The 16,280-nt window shown below is 58.0% G+C and carries 16 protein-coding genes; 8 read left to right on the forward strand and 8 right to left on the reverse strand.

The window, feature by feature from the left end; genetic code table 11:
* Positions 1–6: 6 nt before the first annotated feature.
* From AB4Y96_RS00335 to AB4Y96_RS00350, 4 genes are all read left to right on the forward strand, one after another.
* Entirely contained in the window at positions 7–555 is a 549-nt protein-coding gene (locus tag AB4Y96_RS00335) for a GNAT family N-acetyltransferase (RefSeq protein ID WP_441914912.1), read from the forward strand.
* A gap of 122 nt (positions 556–677) precedes the next feature.
* The gene (locus tag AB4Y96_RS00340; RefSeq protein WP_441914914.1) at positions 678–2,219 is read left to right on the forward strand and encodes a cation:proton antiporter; all 1,542 of its coding nucleotides are present in this window, start codon (positions 678–680) and stop codon (positions 2,217–2,219) included.
* 15 nt (positions 2,220–2,234) lie between these two features.
* On the forward strand, positions 2,235–2,633 hold the full coding sequence (locus AB4Y96_RS00345) for a VOC family protein (RefSeq protein ID WP_441915259.1): 399 nt from the start codon (positions 2,235–2,237) through the stop codon (positions 2,631–2,633).
* 98 nt (positions 2,634–2,731) lie between these two features.
* Positions 2,732–3,364, forward strand: coding sequence for a LysE family translocator (locus AB4Y96_RS00350; protein ID WP_441914916.1), 633 nt, complete (start codon positions 2,732–2,734; stop codon positions 3,362–3,364).
* Here the strand turns inward: AB4Y96_RS00350 and AB4Y96_RS00355 are convergent.
* The gene (locus AB4Y96_RS00355; protein WP_091880967.1) at positions 3,361–3,798 is read right to left on the reverse strand and encodes a VOC family protein; all 438 of its coding nucleotides are present in this window, start codon (positions 3,796–3,798) and stop codon (positions 3,361–3,363) included. The two genes, AB4Y96_RS00350 and AB4Y96_RS00355, sit on opposite strands and share 4 nt — an antisense overlap.
* A gap of 105 nt (positions 3,799–3,903) precedes the next feature.
* Positions 3,904–4,467: a TetR/AcrR family transcriptional regulator gene (locus AB4Y96_RS00360; RefSeq protein ID WP_441914918.1), complete on the reverse strand. Its 564-nt coding sequence runs from the start codon at positions 4,465–4,467 to the stop codon at positions 3,904–3,906.
* A gap of 222 nt (positions 4,468–4,689) precedes the next feature.
* Between AB4Y96_RS00360 and AB4Y96_RS00365 the strand changes: the two genes are divergently transcribed.
* Entirely contained in the window at positions 4,690–5,502 is an 813-nt protein-coding gene (locus AB4Y96_RS00365) for an SDR family NAD(P)-dependent oxidoreductase (RefSeq protein ID WP_441914920.1), read from the forward strand.
* Positions 5,503–5,573: 71 nt separating this feature from the next.
* On the opposite strand, the gene AB4Y96_RS00370 is transcribed toward AB4Y96_RS00365, so the two are convergent.
* Both AB4Y96_RS00370 and purD read right to left on the reverse strand, forming a co-directional pair.
* On the reverse strand, positions 5,574–6,905 hold the full coding sequence (locus AB4Y96_RS00370; protein ID WP_244518362.1) for a TolC family outer membrane protein: 1,332 nt from the start codon (positions 6,903–6,905) through the stop codon (positions 5,574–5,576).
* A gap of 164 nt (positions 6,906–7,069) precedes the next feature.
* Complete coding sequence (gene purD, locus AB4Y96_RS00375) at positions 7,070–8,353, reverse strand: phosphoribosylamine--glycine ligase (protein WP_441914922.1); 1,284 nt, start codon at positions 8,351–8,353, stop codon at positions 7,070–7,072.
* 577 nt (positions 8,354–8,930) lie between these two features.
* Here purD and ubiA point away from each other — a divergent pair.
* Positions 8,931–9,941: a 4-hydroxybenzoate octaprenyltransferase gene (gene ubiA, locus AB4Y96_RS00380; protein WP_441914924.1), complete on the forward strand. Its 1,011-nt coding sequence runs from the start codon at positions 8,931–8,933 to the stop codon at positions 9,939–9,941.
* Positions 9,942–9,945: 4 nt separating this feature from the next.
* Here ubiA and AB4Y96_RS00385 read toward each other — a convergent pair whose 3' ends face one another.
* Positions 9,946–11,238, reverse strand: coding sequence for an aminotransferase class V-fold PLP-dependent enzyme (locus AB4Y96_RS00385; protein WP_441914925.1), 1,293 nt, complete (start codon positions 11,236–11,238; stop codon positions 9,946–9,948).
* A gap of 89 nt (positions 11,239–11,327) precedes the next feature.
* Complete coding sequence (locus AB4Y96_RS00390; protein ID WP_091880977.1) at positions 11,328–11,900, reverse strand: DUF6101 family protein; 573 nt, start codon at positions 11,898–11,900, stop codon at positions 11,328–11,330.
* Between the two features lie 330 nt (positions 11,901–12,230).
* Between AB4Y96_RS00390 and AB4Y96_RS00395 the strand changes: the two genes are divergently transcribed.
* Positions 12,231–13,298 (forward strand): MerR family transcriptional regulator, encoded by a 1,068-nt coding sequence (locus tag AB4Y96_RS00395; RefSeq protein ID WP_441914926.1) that lies wholly within the window; start codon positions 12,231–12,233, stop codon positions 13,296–13,298.
* Here the strand turns inward: AB4Y96_RS00395 and AB4Y96_RS00400 are convergent.
* Together AB4Y96_RS00400 and AB4Y96_RS00405 are read right to left on the reverse strand one after the other, a co-directional pair.
* A complete protein-coding gene (locus AB4Y96_RS00400) occupies positions 13,254–14,669 on the reverse strand; it encodes an FAD-binding oxidoreductase (protein WP_441914927.1) in 1,416 nt (471 codons plus the stop codon). The genes AB4Y96_RS00395 and AB4Y96_RS00400 overlap by 45 nt on opposite strands.
* The gene (locus AB4Y96_RS00405; RefSeq protein WP_441914929.1) at positions 14,666–15,658 is read right to left on the reverse strand and encodes an L-threonylcarbamoyladenylate synthase; all 993 of its coding nucleotides are present in this window, start codon (positions 15,656–15,658) and stop codon (positions 14,666–14,668) included. Before AB4Y96_RS00405 ends, AB4Y96_RS00400 begins: the two co-directional genes overlap by 4 nt.
* Before the next feature lie 166 nt (positions 15,659–15,824).
* Here AB4Y96_RS00405 and AB4Y96_RS00410 point away from each other — a divergent pair, with 166 nt between their 5' ends.
* Positions 15,825–16,223 carry a hypothetical protein gene (locus AB4Y96_RS00410; RefSeq protein WP_091880983.1) on the forward strand — a complete coding sequence of 133 codons (399 nt, stop codon included), beginning with the start codon at positions 15,825–15,827 and terminating at the stop codon, positions 16,221–16,223.
* The last annotated feature ends 57 nt before the right edge of the window (positions 16,224–16,280 follow it).

Consider the following 16,280-nt stretch of genomic DNA (forward strand, 5'->3'; position numbering starts at 1 on the left):
CGCCAAATGGCTCTATTGCAGCGCATGATGGAACTTGCCGAACAGCCGGTATTCACCGGCGATATCAGGCTGGAACCACTGCTGCCTGACCATGCGGCGCTTCTGTTCGATGGGTTTTCTGATCCGGAGCTTTACACGTTCGTTCCGCAGGAACCGCCAGTCAGCATTGATGCGCTGCGGGCACGCTATCAGCGCCTGTCAGGTCGCCGCTCACCGGATGGAACCGAGGTCTGGCTCAACTGGGCTGTCTTTCACATTCCCTCACAGCGTTACGCCGGACTGGTGGAGGTGACGGTCAGGGACACGGCAGCAGACATTGCCTATTTTGTTTTCAGGCAAAGTCAGGGTTGCGGTATCGGACGAAAGGCCGTTGGCGGCATTGTTGCGCTCCTGCACGATAACGGCGTTGTGGACATCGGGGCTTCCATCGACACGCGCAACGTCAGGTCAATCGCGCTTGTTACAGCGCTTGGTTTTGAGCAGGTGGCTTTCGTCGAAGCCGCTGATACCTTCAAGGGTGCTGTCAGCGATGAATTCCGATTTCAGCACCGATAGCACACCCTTTATAACAGCGCTTGTATCCGGACAAACAGCCTCATACCATTTCATGACATCTTGTGTGTTCGCGGTCTGCTGTGGAGCCCACAGATGAACCGCCTTTAACGGAAAGTCCGCCGATGGCGTTGTTTGAAAACATGCTGGTCCTGATGCTGGTGGCGATCATCTTCCTCCAGCTGTCGAGAAAGCTGGCGGTGCCTTATCCAACAATGCTGGCGGTGGCTGGTGTTATCGTTGCTTCACTGCCATGGGCGCCGGAAATCTCGATTGATCCGCACCTTGCCATGGCGTTGTTCATCGCCCCGGCACTGCTTGACGCTGCCTATGATCTGCCACCGCGAACGATCCGCCGGGACTGGTTGCCCCTCCTCTCGCTTGCTGTCTGGGTTGTCATCCTCACCACGGCGGCGGTTGCCTGGGTTGGTGTATCTTTGGGCGGGTTGCCACTTGCCGCTGCGATCGCACTGGGTGCCATCGTTGCCCCGCCAGATGCAGCAGCCGCAGCCGCCATGCTTGGGCGATTTGCGCTGCCGAGGCGCGCTGTCGCCATCCTTCAGGGCGAAAGCCTGCTCAATGATGCCGTATCCCTGCTCATCTTCAGTGCCGCCGTTGGTGTTGCAATTGGTGCAGCGTCGCTCACCAGCCTCATCCCGCAATTGATCATTGCCGTACCGGGCGGACTGATCATCGGTTTCCTCCTTGCCAGAACATCCATGCTGTTCGCACCACGACTGGCCGGAACACTGGGTGGAACGCTGTTCGAGTTTGTCGCCGTGTTCGGCACATGGATCATCGCGGAGCGCCTGCATTTGTCGGCCGTCCTTGCCGTCGTCGCCTTTGCCATGACCATTGCCCATTACGTGCCAGCCCGGCAGGCACCGCGCAACCGGCTGCATTCCTATTCCGTCTGGCAAACCTCCGTGTTCCTGCTCAACGTTCTGGCATTCCTGCTGATGGGTCTGCAGGCGCGCACGATCGTTCGTGATCTTGATCCGCAGGAGCTTTCATTTGCGCTGAGCTTTGCAGCGGCGGTTTTTGCGACTGTCGTGGTCGTGCGCGTTGCCTGGGTTCTCGCCTATAATCGCCTTATCCACTATATCAATCCATCGCAGACCCGCTTTCCGCGTCCGCCCCTTGGGATGAGCCTGATTGTATCCTGGTGCGGCATGCGCGGGCTGGTAACGCTTGCCACGGCATTGGCCTTGCCTGCCAACTTCCCGTCACGAGAACTGATTGTCCTCAGCGCACTTGCTGTTGTTCTGGGATCGCTGATCATACAGGGCCTGACGCTCGGCCCCCTCATTCGCTTCCTCGGCTTCCCGCCGGACACGTCATTGGAAAAGGATCTCGCCAATGCCCGGCTCGCACTTATCGATACGGCCCTCTTCGAGCTTAATACACGGGATGATCACGCGGCGGTCAGCCTGCGCGAGTTCTACGAGGAGGAGCGTGATCTGGTGGCAGACGGTCAGCATCCGCGCGCGGTCAGCAAGACCGACCAGCTTCGACTGACCATCATCGCGGCAAAACGGGCCAAGCTGAATATCATGCGGCACAGCGGCATCATTGATGATGACGTTTATCATGCGCTTGAGCAGGACCTCGATTTTGCCGAACTTGCCGCATCACCCCCGGAAAAACTTGAGATCATCGACGGTTAGGAATTGGCTATGCATATGCTCCATCATATTTCGCTGGGTGTTTCCGATATTGAACGCGCGGCAGCATTTTACGATGCGGTGCTTGCCCCGCTCGGTTATGTCAGGGTCTGGGAGGATTTACGAACAGGCGAGACCGATCAGGCCGTAGGTTATGGTAGTCCCGGTGGCGGCGACAAGCTTGCGATCAAGCATCGCCCGAAAGGTCAACGCGCGCCCGGCCCCGGCTTCCATCTGGCATTTTCCGCTCCAACCAAGCTGGCTGTTGACAGCTTCCACGCGTCGGCCCTCGCCCATGGCGGCATTGACAATGGCGCACCGGGCCTGCGGCCCCATTACGGCCCGCATTACTATGCTGCCTTCGTTGTGGACCCCGATGGACATCACATCGAAGCGGTTTTGAATAAGGCGGAATAATTACCGCCAGAACGCAAATCATCCTGACTTGTATGAGGCAGCGTTACGTTGTTTATATTGTGCTTCTCATTCTCATGGACACTTGTCTGGAGCATCCAATGCCATCGACCGAATTGCTGATCGCTTTTTTCCTGACCACAGCGATTTTCGCCTATATTCCCGGCCCCGCCATGCTTTATGCGGCAGCGCAAACCATTGCGCGTGGCCGCTGGTCCGGGCTGATGGCAGCCCTTGGCATTCATCTGGGTGGCTATGTGCATGTGATCGCTGCGGCTGCCGGGCTGTCGGTGTTGTTCCACGCGGTGCCCATGCTTTATCTCGCAGTGAAATTCTGCGGCGCAGCCTATCTGGTCTGGCTTGGCATTTCCCTGTTTCGCGCCAAGGTGAACGGCGATGTAACCATGCCTGACGTCGCGCAGAAATCTGCACGCCGCGCATTTTTCGAAAGCATCAGCGTCGAGGTTCTTAATCCGAAGACAGCTATCTTCTTCATGGCATTCCTGCCGCAATTCATCGATGCTTCGGCGGCGTTTCCGGTGTGGCTGCAATTCATGCTGCTCGGGACCATCGTCAATCTGATGTTTTCCTCCGCCGATCTTGTCTGCGTTGTCCTGGCGGGCGCGGTGATTACACGGCTGAAGCGCTCGGGTCACGCACAGCGGCTGATGCAACGCGCCGGTGGTACGATACTGGTCGGCCTTGGCGTGCATCTTGCTTTGCAGAAGAGCTAGTCTCTGCCATCCGGATACACCGCGGGCCCCTTGATCTCGATTTTATTGCCAAAGGGATCGCGGATGTAAAATGAGTGCCCCATACCGCGCGCGCCGCCATGCATGGCTTCCCGCTCAATCTCGACCGCATGGTTATGAAGATGCGCCCGCAGGGCATCATGGTCGAACGGCCCCGTTGCGATGCAGACATGATCGACGTTGCGCCCACCCGCAACCGGCGGCACGGCGCTTGACGCGCCGGGATGGGTAATATCCCACAGGACAATCAGCGCCGAGCCGCACCACACCTGCTCCATACCCAATGCGGGGTAGATATAACCGGGCTGGCATCCCAGAACATCGTAATAGAATTTCAGGGCAGACGGCATGTCATCGACGAGAAAGACCACATGATCGATCCCCACAAGGGAAAACGGAACATTTGTCGATGACATGGATAATTCCTCCGGTTCTGGTGCGCCCAATAAAGAACGGAAAAACCCGAGTCTGTCACCACCGATCAGATCATTTTGCTGCCTATGCTGACAAGAAGCGTGCAATCACGAACCTTTGGTCAGCCCGGCAAGCACATCATGCAGGATTTCATCCGACAAGGCTTCGTCGGAGACGGCACGGGCCATGACAAGACCGCCGACCATCGCGGCAATGGCCTGAATAGCCTGCTGGCGCGCAGGCTTGTCTTCGGGCCACGGAAATTGTGATGTCATCTTATCGATGAAATCAGCAAGATGACACGTCAACGGTCCACGAACCGCCGGTTCGCGGCTAATTTCGGGCGCAAGCGCTGCTATGAGACAGCCATCACCGGGTGTATCCCGATGGGTCGCACTCAAATAACTGCCGATAAAGTCGGCTTTGCCGTCGGCGGTGTTTTCAACCGCGCTGAACTTCCCCATCGCCTTTTGCGATGTGTGCTGCATGCTTTCGGCCATCAGCGCTTCCTTTGAGGGGAAGTGATTATAGAACGGCCCGTGGGTGAGCCCCGTCGCCTTCATGATTTCACTGACACTGACACCGGAAAAGCCGCGCTCACGAAACAGTTTCGCGGCCTGGTCCAATATGCGCTCGTGCTTTTCAGCTGTTTCGGCCGCCGGGTATCTCATGACTATTTCCACTTTTATTTCACGGGTATTGACATCAAGCATGATAGTCGTCATGTATGCAAAACGCAAGCATGATGACCATCATGCTTGATGCGTAAACAGAATGAACCGACAGGAATTTGTCTCCCGGCTATCCGCTATCGGGGATTGCGAAGCTTTGCCTTTGCACCTCTTCGGAACGTTGGCCAGAAAACCTGCCATATCCATCGGATTGGAACTGATATGACGAATGAAACTGAGAAGAACCCGCTGGGAACGGCGGTTGTCACCGGCGCTTCGGCAGGACTGGGCAAGATTTATGCGGACCGGTTGGCCAAGCGCGGCTATAATCTTATTCTGGTTGCACGGCGTGAGGACCGATTGCAGGCGGTCGCCGAAACCCTTCGCAATAGCCATGGCGTCAAAGTTGATACCATCGTGGCGGATCTCGGTACTGTCGTTGACCTTGAGCGCGTTGCAACTGTCCTGTCGACAAATGCCGATATCACAATGCTTGTTAACAATGCCGGCACCTCGACGTTGGCCAAGCTTGGCGACACTGCACTCAGCGATATCAAATCCATGACGGATGTAAATGTCACGGCACTTGTCCGCCTCAGCCTCGCCGCCCTGCCTGCATTCAGGCAGCGCGATCATGGCGTCATCATCAATCTTGGCTCTGTGCTCAGCTTCCACGCGCTTCCCATCAGCAGCGCCTATAGCGGTACGAAGGGCTATGTTCTCAATTTCACACGCGGCTTGCAGGACGAAGTGGCCGGAACCGGCGTCAGGGTCCAGCTTGTGCTTCCGGCAGCGACAGCTACGGATATCTGGGATTTATCCGGCGTTCCGCTGACACAGCTTGAGCCGGGAACGGTGATGGACGCGGAAGAATGTGTGGACGCCGCCCTTGCCGGTCTCGATCAGGGTGAGTTGATCACCATGCCATCGCTTGAGGACGTGCAGGTCCTGAAAGATTACGAAGAAGCCCGTTTGAAATTAATGGCGGCATCGCGGACCAGCAAATCGGCATCGCGCTATCACGTCGGCAACTGACACGCGCACCACAAACAAAAACCGGAACATCCTTCTCGGGATGCTCCGGTTTTCTCGTCTAAAACTGGATTCTAGCGACCGTCAGGTGTTCTCGTGCCGCCCCACTTGTCCTTGACGGCATTAAAGTGCTCTTCCGGCTTGTACTCGGCCACCTGCAAACCAACCTGCCTGGCTGTCAGACGGCCCATCGCGGAAAGCACCTGATAGCTCTGCACAACGCTGTCATGCTCTGCCTGAACCAGTGCGAGCTGGCCGGTAATCACGTCAGCCTGGGCGTTCAGAACGTCAAGGGTTGTACGCTGTCCGACCTTGCGCTCTTCGATCACGCCATTGAGCGCGAGCTGCGCGGCAGAAACAACGCTTCTTTGCGCCGTAATCGACGCGCGCGCGGCATCCAGCTGTGCCCATGCAGAAGCAACCGCCTGCCGGACGCTGTCCTCAGACACATTCACCTCGATGCGGCGCTGGCCGAGATTTTCCTTGGACTGGCGAACATTTGCCGCCGTCTTGCCCGCTCCGTAAATGGGTACGGTAACCTTCAACTGCGCCGAGCCAGTGGTATTGTTGGTGGAGCTGAGCGACGTGCCGTTAAAAATATCCGTCCGGCTGATGGTGCCGGTGACACCCGCCTGCGGCAGCAATACGCCTTCCCTGACCTTGACCTGATAGCCAGCAACATCCGTGTTCAGTTTGGCAGAGCCAATCGAGGGATGGTTGGCTTCGGCGATTGCATAGGCCTGCTTAAGTGATTTTGGCAAAGATTTTGCCGGTGTGGCAGCCGTCAGCGAGCCCGGAACTGCACCAACAGTCTGGATATAGGTGGCTTCGGCAATCTTCACGTTAGCACGGGCGGTATTCCGGTCGTTGACCGCCGTAGCCTGTGATGCTTCAGCCTGTGCAACGTCCGTGCGCGTACCCTCGCCCACATCGAACCGTGCGCGGTTCGAACGTACCTGTTCGCTCAGGAACGCCAGGTTCTTTTCGCGCAAGGCTACGATCTGGCGATTGAGATAGACATCCATATAGGCCTGCACGGCTGCAGCGAGTGTTGTCTGCTCGCTTCCGCGCAAATCTTCACGGGCTGCGAGAACGCCTGTCTCGGCGGCTGCAACATTGTTTTTCGTCTGAAAGCCATCGAAGAGCATCTGATCGACTTCAACGCCTTCAGTGGCCGTGTCACTCGACGAACTTCTGCTGCCGTCAAGCTTGAGGCGGTTTGCAGTCACACTGGCCTGACCTGTAACGGTCGGGCGATAGCCGGATTTTGCAATGGCCACGTTTTCGTCGGTGACCCGCACACCGGCGCGGTTGGCATTCAACGTCGAATTGTTCTGATAGGCCTTGGACATGGCACCGAAAAGATTTTCGGCCATGGAAGGCGTTGCCGTCAGAACCGAAGTCATCAGCAGGATCGCAGTAAGGCTTCGCTTGGCTGTTATGGACACGGTGAATTTCTCCGACAGTTTAAACAGAGGGTACGGCTCAGCGAACCACTCGTTCCGATTTGAGAGAGACATTGCGCTACGAACCGCCGATGTCAATGTTGAAAACCCGATCAACAAAGTTTTTACTGCACTGCACCCTTCTCCCTGATAATGGCACGCCAGCCAATATCACGCCGATAAAAGCCTTCTGGCCAGTCGATCCGGGCAATTGCAGCATAGGCAGCATCCTGTGCCTCCTGTACAGTTTTGCCTGTCGATGTGACATTAAGCACACGCCCGCCATTGGCAACGAGTTCGCCGTTCTTCTCGGCAGTGCCCGCATGGAAAACCTGAACATTGTCCGATTGGGCCGCATCAACGCCTTTAATGACGCTGCCCTTTTCCGGAGAAGCAGGATAGCCTTTTGCCGCCATGACGACGGTCAGCGCGGGATCATCGTTCCAGCGCACCGACACCTGATCCAGCGCACCGTCAGCGGCAGCTTTCAGCAGAAGCAGCACATCATCCTTCAGCCGTAGCATCAGCACCTGCGTTTCCGGATCGCCGAAGCGGGTGTTGTATTCGATCAGTTTCGGGCCGTCCCTGGTGATCATCAGTCCGGCAAACAGCACGCCGCTGAATGGCGCACCGATCTCAGCCATGCCACGCATGGTGGGATCAATCAGTTCGCGCATGGTGCGCTCGATGATTGCCTGCGTCATGACGGGCGCGGGCGAATAGGCACCCATGCCGCCGGTATTGGCACCGGTATCGCCATCGCCGACGCGCTTATGATCCTGCGCCGTGCCGAAAGGAAGCGCGGTCTTGCCATCGCAGAGGCAGAAGAAGCTGGCTTCCTCGCCATCAAGGAATTCTTCCACCACCACTTCGGCACCGGCGCCGCCGAATGCGCCGTCAAAGCAGGCATCCACCGCATCGAGCGCTTCCTGCACTGTCATGGCAACAACAACGCCCTTGCCCGCCGCAAGACCATCCGCCTTAACGACGATGGGCGCGCCCTGTTTTTCCACATAGGCGCGGGCAGCAGCCGCATCGGTAAAGCGGCCATAGGCACCGGTTGGAATATTGAAGCGGGCGCACAGGTCCTTGGTGAAACCTTTTGAGCCTTCAAGTTGTGCCGCCGCCTTGGACGGGCCGAACACGGAAATACCCGCCGCGCGCAGATCATCGGCAATTCCGGCAACCAGCGGTGCTTCCGGGCCCACCACGACGAAATCGACACCCTTTTCCTTGCAAAAGGCAATAATGGCCGCATGGTCGGCAGGATCAAGCGCCACACATTCAGCCTCGCGCGCAATGCCGGGATTGCCGGGCGCGCAGTAAAGCTTGGTCAGCACGGGGGACGCGGCAATCTTCCACGCCAGAGCATGTTCACGGCCACCGGAACCAATAAGCAAGACGTTCATCGTTTTTCTGCTCCGTGCATAGGGGGGTTGCTGTGTCGGTATGGCCTTGAGCGCCGGGGGTCAAGCACGCAATCACAGATTTGCCCGGAAAAGCTGTGGGGGGGCGCGTAGTTCGTGGTTCGTGGTTCGACAAGCTCACCATGAGGGAGAGGGGTGATGAAAGGGAGTCAAGTTCTGCAATATGGCAGAATGAAGCTCCCTTGCATCACCACTCTCCCTCATGGTGAGCTTGTCGAACCACGAACCACGAACCACGCACATTTTTCCGCCAAGCGCTCACCCCCCCTCTGCCTTGTCAGGCATCTCCCCCACAAGGGGGGAGATCACATTGACAGTAAGGCTTTCCCACAACCGGAAGCGTTGCTGATTGTGCAAAGGCAGTAATGACAGCTGATCTCCCCCCTTGTGGGGGGTCCGAAGGACGGGCGAGACCCGTGGCTCGCCCCGGTAGTCCGACAGGACAGAGGGGGGTGAATGCCTCGTGCCAACGCCGAGCGTTGACCTTTCACCCCACCCCCACCGGCAATTTCCCGCAATATTTACTTGACTGGCAAAGCGCTCGCTGCAAGGTCACGCCATGACATCAGAAAAAGACATTATCCAGTCAAGCGAAGGCCAAGGCCGCGTTTTCGATGCGCCGTCGGGGCATTGGGTTTATCGGGCACTTCCCGCATGGCTGTGGCCCTATGCGCAATTGGCGCGCTGGGATCGGCCTATTGGCTGGTGGCTGCTGCTTTGGCCCTGCTGGTGGTCCGTCGCGCTGGCTTCAAGCGCGGGAGCCAAGGTTGGCGACAGCGTCTGGTCGATCATCCCCTCGCCCTGGCATCTGGCGCTGTTGCTCATTGGCGCGGTCGCCATGCGTGGTGCTGGTTGTACCTATAATGATCTCGCGGATCAGGATATTGACAATCAGGTGGCGCGCACCCGGTCGCGGCCATTGCCTTCGGGTCAGGTGACGCGCAAACAGGCGAAAATATTCATCGCCCTGCAAGCGCTTGTCGGCTTGCTCGTGCTTATCCAGTTCAATGGTTTTACCATTCTTCTGTCCATTGCCTCGCTGGTGATTGTCGCCATCTATCCCTTCATGAAACGTTTCACCAACTGGCCGCAGCTGGTGTTGGGTCTTGCGTTTTCCTGGGGCGCTCTTGTTGGCTGGTCGGCGCATTTCGGCGCACCGGCAACACTGAAAGATTTCCTTCCGCCGCTACTGCTCTATGCCGGGTCTATCCTCTGGGTGATCGGCTATGACACGATCTACGCACATCAGGATAAGGAAGATGACGCGCTGGTCGGTGTGGGTTCAACCGCAAGACTGTTCGGCAGCCGTACCCGCGAGGCGCTGATGGTGCTGTATGGCGGCGCGCTCGTGCTGTTCCTCTGGGCCTTTGCCATGGCGGAAGTGCCCATGCCCGCTGTCGCTGGCCTTCTGGCGGCAGGCGCGCATATGTACCGCCAGATCATGGTGCTGGACATTGACGACCCCGCGCAATGTCTGCGCCTGTTCCATTCAAACAAGGTCGTCGGCTGGCTGATCTTCGCCGGACTGGTGCTTGGCGCGCTGTGGACGGTGGTGAAGCCGTTCTTCTAGCCTGTCAGGTCGAACTGATAGCACCCAGCCCCTCGACCAGCCGGTCAAGTTCCGCCTCGGTCGTGTAAAGCGCTGGTGATACGCGCAGGCATTGGCCCTTGTTTATCCCCGCGCGACGCACCGTCAGCACATGATGCTTGTCACGCAAAGCCGTCATCAGGGCCGTGTTGTCATCCTTGCTGATTTTGCCCTTGATGCGGAACGAGGTGATACCCGCATGCATGGTGTCATCGTCAGGCGTGAGGATTTCGATGCTTTCAATGGCCCGAACCTTGTTCACCCAGTAATTGCGAAGATAGGTCAGTCGCGCCTGCTTGCGTTTTGAACTGATCATCTCGTGCAGATCAAGCGCAGCGGGTACGGTCAGGGTCGCGGCGAAATTGGTTGTGCCGGTGTGAACGCGCGAACGGATATCATCCTTTGGCCAGTCTTCATCGGCCAGATCCCGGTCAATATCGGCGAGCCTTTCCTTGCGGATATAGAAAAAGCCCATGCCAACAGGCGCGCCGATCCATTTGTGCAGGTTGAAACCGACGAAATCCGCACCAAGATCAGCGACTTTGAAATCCATCTGCCCCCAGGAATGGGCGGCATCAACAACCACATCCACGCCGCGGGCGCGCGCCATGTCGGCAATTTCGCGAATGGGCATGACGAGGCCCGTGCGGTGGGACAAATGCGTCAAGAGCAGGAGTTTCGCCTTCGGGTTTGCTTCCAGCACCGCACGATAGGCGTCAAGCACGGCTTCCCGCGTGGCCGGTTCGGGAATGGCGAAGGTCTTGACCTCAACGCCGCGACGGCTGGCCAGCGCATTCATGGCATATTGCATGGAATCATAGTCAAGGTCGGAATAGATCACGCTATCGCCCGGTTGCAGCTTGTTGTAGCCGGTGATCAGCTTTTGCAGGGCCTCCGTCGCGCCGCGTGTCAGCGCGATCTCTTCCGGTGCCGCGCCAACTGCCGCCGCAACGCGGTTGCGCACGTCCTCGGCATCCTTGCTGAACACATTGCGCGCATAAACGGTGTTCTGCCTGTTCACGCGCTGGGTATTTTCCAGATAGGCCTGCAGAACTGGCCGGGCCATAATGCCCCAATAGCCGTTCTCGAGATTAGCCATGGAACGCTCGACATCATAGAGATCGCCAACCGCCGCCCAATAGGACTGATCGGTTGCTATGGCCATGTCATTGGCGGCTGGAAGCATAGCGGTTTCCGCTGCGGATGCCTTGACGGCTGTTGCGGCGAGCGCGGTCATAGCGCTGCCGATCAGAAAATGACGACGTTCAATACCCGGCATCGGAGAGCCCCTCATACAGTGTTGTCTAGGTTCCTGATTAGAACCCTAACGTCACAACTGCATGAAGGAAATCGCCGATTGAGTATTTGTCAGCGTCTGCCCGAAGTGATGATTTCTTCACCGCCCACGACGAGGCGCAGACCGAGATCACCCATCTTGCGGCGGGCAAGGAAGCGCGGACGGCGGCGGCGCGGTTCACGGCCCTGACGGCGTTCTTTCGGTTCTGCCACGGCCACCGGCCCAATGCTCTGTTCGAGCTGACGGGCTTCGCCGTCTTCCTCGACAAGCATCATCGGCAGTTTGAAAAGCGACGACCAGGCGCGCCAATCCGCAGCAATGTCATTGAGATCATGCGCCACCAGCAAGGGCACTGAAAGGTGCGGATCGCTGTGCATCAGCTCAAGCGTCACTGTGATGTCACCAAGCTCGTCCTCGGCGGCACGGGCCGTGACCCCCTGAAAGGCGCAGGCTGGCAGAGCCAGCGAGATGGGCAGGTTGCTGTTTGGCAGCACCCGCTTGACCACCGCGCCCCGCTCATGCAGTGAGAAAGTGATATCGCCGCGATCATCGCGCGTGGCGTAGGTTACGGTCTGTGGCAGGTGGAATGGGTCGAGCCTGAATTCCTGGCCTGCCCAAACCGGCTTTGCTCCGGCTTTTTTCATGTGACGCCTTCTGTCGATCCTGAGAGCCGGTTTTCCGGTCTTCTCTTTTGTATTTCCCTGTAGAGCGGACCAATTTTTTCTGGTCTCGTATGGGGAAACAATAGGCGCCAATCCCCCCGGTTCCGCTTAACGAACGCGGTTAATCAATTCTCATCGCGGGGAATGGTTATCGAAATTCGACCATCGGTAAGGTTTCGAAAAGAGAGATAAACAAAACACTGACACAGCACCGGCCTCGCCTTAAACTGCTGGATTGTGTGGACCTGCTCTTGACCCGGCCCTTGGGGCTGCCCCGATAAGGAGAGCGGTCAACAACGAACGAGGTGAGTCGTGAATTCTTCCGCACAGTTCCTGAACCCTTCCGAAGCAGCACGACGGCTCGGTGTATCCGCCAAGGCACTTCGCCTTTACGAACAACGGGGCCTGATCGCTCCTGTCCGCACCGGAGCAGGATGGAGGACATATGGTCCGGTTCAGATGGCACGGGCTGGCGAGATCGCTGCCCTGCGCCATCTGGGTTTAAGCCTCGCGCAGATAGCGAGGGTTCTCAAAGGCGATCGGCAAGCTCTGGAACCAGCATTAACAGCACATCAGGCAACACTGGAAGGACAGCTGCGCCAGCTTGCGGGTACGATTGAAAAGGTATCCGCTATGCGAACAAATATTGCCGCTGGCCGCACGCCTGATGCCGGAGAGCTGGCGCAACTGATCCGCCCTGCCCCGACAGTCAGAATTGCATTCGATCTTCCGTGGCCGTGGGGCGGTGAAGAATTTGCGTTATCCGATATCAGGGCACTCAACTATATCATCGGTCCATTAGGCAGCGGCAAGACACGGCTGGCACTTGCCATAGCCAAAGCTTTGCCGAGTGCAGCTTTCATCGGATTGGACCGGTCAGCGGATAATGCCATGGCACGGATGGAAGCTGACCCAGCCCTTAAACGGCGTGTGGACGGGATTGTAGCGTGGCTTGTCGAGGATGGTGCCACGGCATCACAGGCCTTGATCGCACTTCTTGTTGCGATGGAGTCTTCCACCGCCGCCATGCTGGTGGTCGACATGGTCGAACAGGGGCTGGATCAGGCAACACAAGAAGCTCTTAGCGCTTATTTCAAACGGCGCGGCCCCGGTGCCAAACCGCTGTTCCTGATGACGCGCTCCAATGCAATTCTGGACCTGAATGCCGTCAGTAGCTATGAAACAATCATCTTCTGCCCCGCCAATCATAGCCCGCCCATATGTGTAGCGCCATATCCCGGCGCGCCCGGATATGAGGCTGTTGCCAGCTGTCTGGCGTCACCTGCGGTGCGGGCGCGGACCGAAGGCGTCATTGCGTGGCGACCGCAAAAGCAGTCAGATCACCTTGCCGGGGTTCATGATGCCGGCCGGGTCGAATGATGTCTTGATGCGGCGCATCAGATCGAGCGCCACGGGTGATTTGGTTTCCGACAGCTCTTTGCGCTTCAGCTGGCCAATGCCATGCTCTGCGGAAATTGAGCCCTTATAGGCACGGACAATGCCATGAACACGGGCATTGACCTCGCCCCAACGCGCAAGGAAGGCTTCCTTGTCAGCGCCCTTGGGCTGGGTGATATTATAATGCAGGTTGCCATCGCCCATGTGCCCGAAGGAAACAATGCGGGCTCCGGGGATCATTTCGAGCACTGCCGCATCCGCTTCGGTAATGAATTCCGGAATACGCGCCACGGGCACGGAAATGTCGTGTTTGATCGAGCCGCCCTCGGGTTTTTGCGCCATCGACATGGCTTCGCGCATATGCCAGAAGGATTTTTCCTGGGCGGTGCTGTCGGCAATCGTTGCATCTTCCACCAGCCCGGCTTCAAAACCTTCCGTCAGAATAGCCTCAATCGTTTCGCGCGCGTCTTCAGCCGAGCGTGATGAGGAAATATCAATCAGCACATACCAGTTGTGTACACCCTGCAGCGGGTCTCGCACGCCTTCCGTATGGGCGACGGAAAACTCGACACCGACGCGCGGCATCAGTTCAAAACCGGTCAGCGACGCGCCCGCATGGCTTTGCGCCAATGCCAGCAGTTTCAGCGCATCATCGGGGCTGTTCAGCCCGACATAAGCAACGCCTTTGCCCTTGGGCAGCGGAAATAGTTTCAACACAGCAGCGGTGATGACGCCAAGCGTGCCTTCCGCACCGACAAACAGGTCCTTCAGATCATAGCCTGTATTGTCTTTCTTGACGTAGCGCAGATCGTTGAGCACTTCGCCTGTTGGCAATACCACTTCAACGCCGAGGCAAAGCTCGCGCGTATTGCCATAGGCAAGCACTGCCGTGCCGCCCGCATTGGACGAAAGGTTGCCGCCGATCTGGCAGGAGCCTTCCGAACCCAGCGACAGCGGAAACAGGCGTCCCGCCTTCTCAGCTGCTTCCTGCACTTTCTGCAGGACGACACCGGCCTCGACAATCATCAGATTGCCCGAGGGTTCGACAGAGCGGATTTTGTTGAGGCGCGACAGGGACAGGATGACCTGCTCACCTGACGCATCGGGCATCTGGCCGCCGACGAGGCCGGTATTGCCGCCCTGTGGCACAATGGCGGTGCCGGTTTCGGTGGCCAGCTTCAAAATGGCCGAGACTTCTTCCACTTCCGACGGGCGCAGGACCAGCGTCGTCTTGCCGCCGAATTTCTCGCGCGGTTCGATCAGATAGGGTTCGATATCAAGCGCATCGCGCAAGGCATTCTTCTCGCCGACAATGGATATAAAGCGGGCAGCAAGTTCCGGCGTCAGGGTCATTTGATCTGTTCCAACTCTTCAATGGGAGGCACACGCGGCGCGGCGGCCCGGACAAGGCGGTCATTGATGGCTTCGCCCAGTCCGGTGAATGGGATCGGCTCGACGGCAATCACCGCGCCGCCAAGACGGTCAAGGCGTTTCATGTAGTCGAAGAGATTGGTGGCGGCCTCTCGCAGATTGCCCGCTTGACTGAGATTGAGGCAGGTGCTTGCCTTGTGCGCATCGGCGGCACGTTCAGGGCCGAATGCCAGCAGCGCCTCGCCATCACGCACCTCATGCACATTGAGCCGCACCCCGGCTGACGGGGCATAGTGTGAGGCCATCATACCCGGCGCTTGAATAGCCGCCCGTTGATCCATGCGCTGCAAGGAATGGCCGATCAGGGCTTCGATATCCTCAGCCGCAAGTCCGCCCGGACGAAGCAGCAGAACCGCATCGCCATCCACCTTGAGAATGGTCGATTCCAGCCCGACTTCGGACGGTCCAGCATCAAGGATCAGCGCGATCTTCTCGCCCAGATCATCCGCGACGGCCTGAGCACTGGTGCCGCTGATCTTGCCCGATGTATTGGCACTGGGCGCGGCCAGCGGATGGCCAAGCGCCGCAATGATTTTTCCCGCGATACCGCGCGGCATGCGCAGTGCCACCGTGTCGAGACCTGCGGCAACCAGTGGATGAATATGGGTACCGGGGCGTAGCGGCAGAACCAATGTCAGCGGGCCGGGCCAGAATGCATCCATCAACTGGCGCGACAGAGGATCGATGACCGCGTAACGCTCCGCCATAGTGATATCCGAGACATGGCAGATCAGCGGGTTGAAATGCGGCCTGCCCTTCGCCTCGAATATACCGGCGACCGCATCGCCATTCGTGGCATCGGCTGCAAGGCCGTAGACGGTCTCGGTCGGGATAGCGACGAGCTTGCCCGCAGCCAGCGTCTGGGCTGCCTGTAAAATTGCCTGCTCATCTGGTGCTATAATCTCGGCCAAGGGCACATCTCCGATAGAGCGCATTGCCTACACGATGGGCGGGGCCTGCCGCAAGCCTGTGCTGATGAACTCACCATATGAGGTGATGCGTAAAATTGAATCCAACCATGGTGGGAATTGGCAAGGATTGGCTGATAAAGCTGGGTGGATCACAAGGATAGAGCCCATGTTCCGCCGTTTGCTTGCCCTCACTGCTGCTGCCCTTCTTGCACCGGTCATTGCGCATGCCGGCGACTCGATCATGCTCAAAGGTCCATCAGCCCGGCCAAACTCGGTTTCCTATATCGGCTATGACAGTTTCGATGTCGACGGAAACCCTGTTTGTACGCCCTGCATCGAGCAGAAAGCCGCAGAAGCCGCCAAGCTCAAGGCCTATCTGGAGCGACGCGAACGCTCGCGTCAATATATGGCCCGCCTGCAGGGCAATGGACCCAAACCAGACGCTCTTGTCGCCGCGGCGAATGCAGCAACATTGCCGCCGGAAACGGCGGTTCCCGCCACGCAGACTCCCGCAAGCCCGATTGCCGATATCGGGGCAACGCCCCTGCGCGCCAGCATCCAATAAAATTTACGATCCAGCTGCAAGGACGAAAAGGCGCGAAGTTTTCGCGCCTTTCTATTG

It is taken from the genome of Phyllobacterium sp. TAF24, assembly GCF_052113785.1.
Taxonomy (GTDB): Bacteria; Pseudomonadota; Alphaproteobacteria; order Rhizobiales; family Rhizobiaceae; genus Phyllobacterium.

What these genes read in the sequence shown, in the direction of transcription:
- AB4Y96_RS00410 (WP_091880983.1), top strand. Translation starts at nt 15,825, where the DNA reads ATGTTCCGCCGTTTGCTTGCCCTCACTGCTGCTGCCCTTCTTGCACCG.
- AB4Y96_RS00335 (WP_441914912.1), top strand. Translation starts at nt 7, where the DNA reads ATGGCTCTATTGCAGCGCATGATGGAACTTGCCGAACAGCCGGTATTC.
- AB4Y96_RS00385 (WP_441914925.1), bottom strand. Translation starts at nt 11,238, where the DNA reads ATGCCGGGTATTGAACGTCGTCATTTTCTGATCGGCAGCGCTATGACC.
- purD (WP_441914922.1), bottom strand. Translation starts at nt 8,353, where the DNA reads ATGAACGTCTTGCTTATTGGTTCCGGTGGCCGTGAACATGCTCTGGCG.
- AB4Y96_RS00360 (WP_441914918.1), bottom strand. Translation starts at nt 4,467, where the DNA reads ATGAGATACCCGGCGGCCGAAACAGCTGAAAAGCACGAGCGCATATTG.
- AB4Y96_RS00370 (WP_244518362.1), bottom strand. Translation starts at nt 6,905, where the DNA reads ATGACTTCGGTTCTGACGGCAACGCCTTCCATGGCCGAAAATCTTTTC.
- AB4Y96_RS00365 (WP_441914920.1), top strand. Translation starts at nt 4,690, where the DNA reads ATGACGAATGAAACTGAGAAGAACCCGCTGGGAACGGCGGTTGTCACC.
- AB4Y96_RS00400 (WP_441914927.1), bottom strand. Translation starts at nt 14,669, where the DNA reads ATGACCCTGACGCCGGAACTTGCTGCCCGCTTTATATCCATTGTCGGC.
- ubiA (WP_441914924.1), top strand. Translation starts at nt 8,931, where the DNA reads ATGACATCAGAAAAAGACATTATCCAGTCAAGCGAAGGCCAAGGCCGC.
- AB4Y96_RS00355 (WP_091880967.1), bottom strand. Translation starts at nt 3,798, where the DNA reads ATGTCATCGACAAATGTTCCGTTTTCCCTTGTGGGGATCGATCATGTG.
- AB4Y96_RS00350 (WP_441914916.1), top strand. Translation starts at nt 2,732, where the DNA reads ATGCCATCGACCGAATTGCTGATCGCTTTTTTCCTGACCACAGCGATT.
- AB4Y96_RS00340 (WP_441914914.1), top strand. Translation starts at nt 678, where the DNA reads ATGGCGTTGTTTGAAAACATGCTGGTCCTGATGCTGGTGGCGATCATC.
- AB4Y96_RS00345 (WP_441915259.1), top strand. Translation starts at nt 2,235, where the DNA reads ATGCTCCATCATATTTCGCTGGGTGTTTCCGATATTGAACGCGCGGCA.
- AB4Y96_RS00390 (WP_091880977.1), bottom strand. Translation starts at nt 11,900, where the DNA reads ATGAAAAAAGCCGGAGCAAAGCCGGTTTGGGCAGGCCAGGAATTCAGG.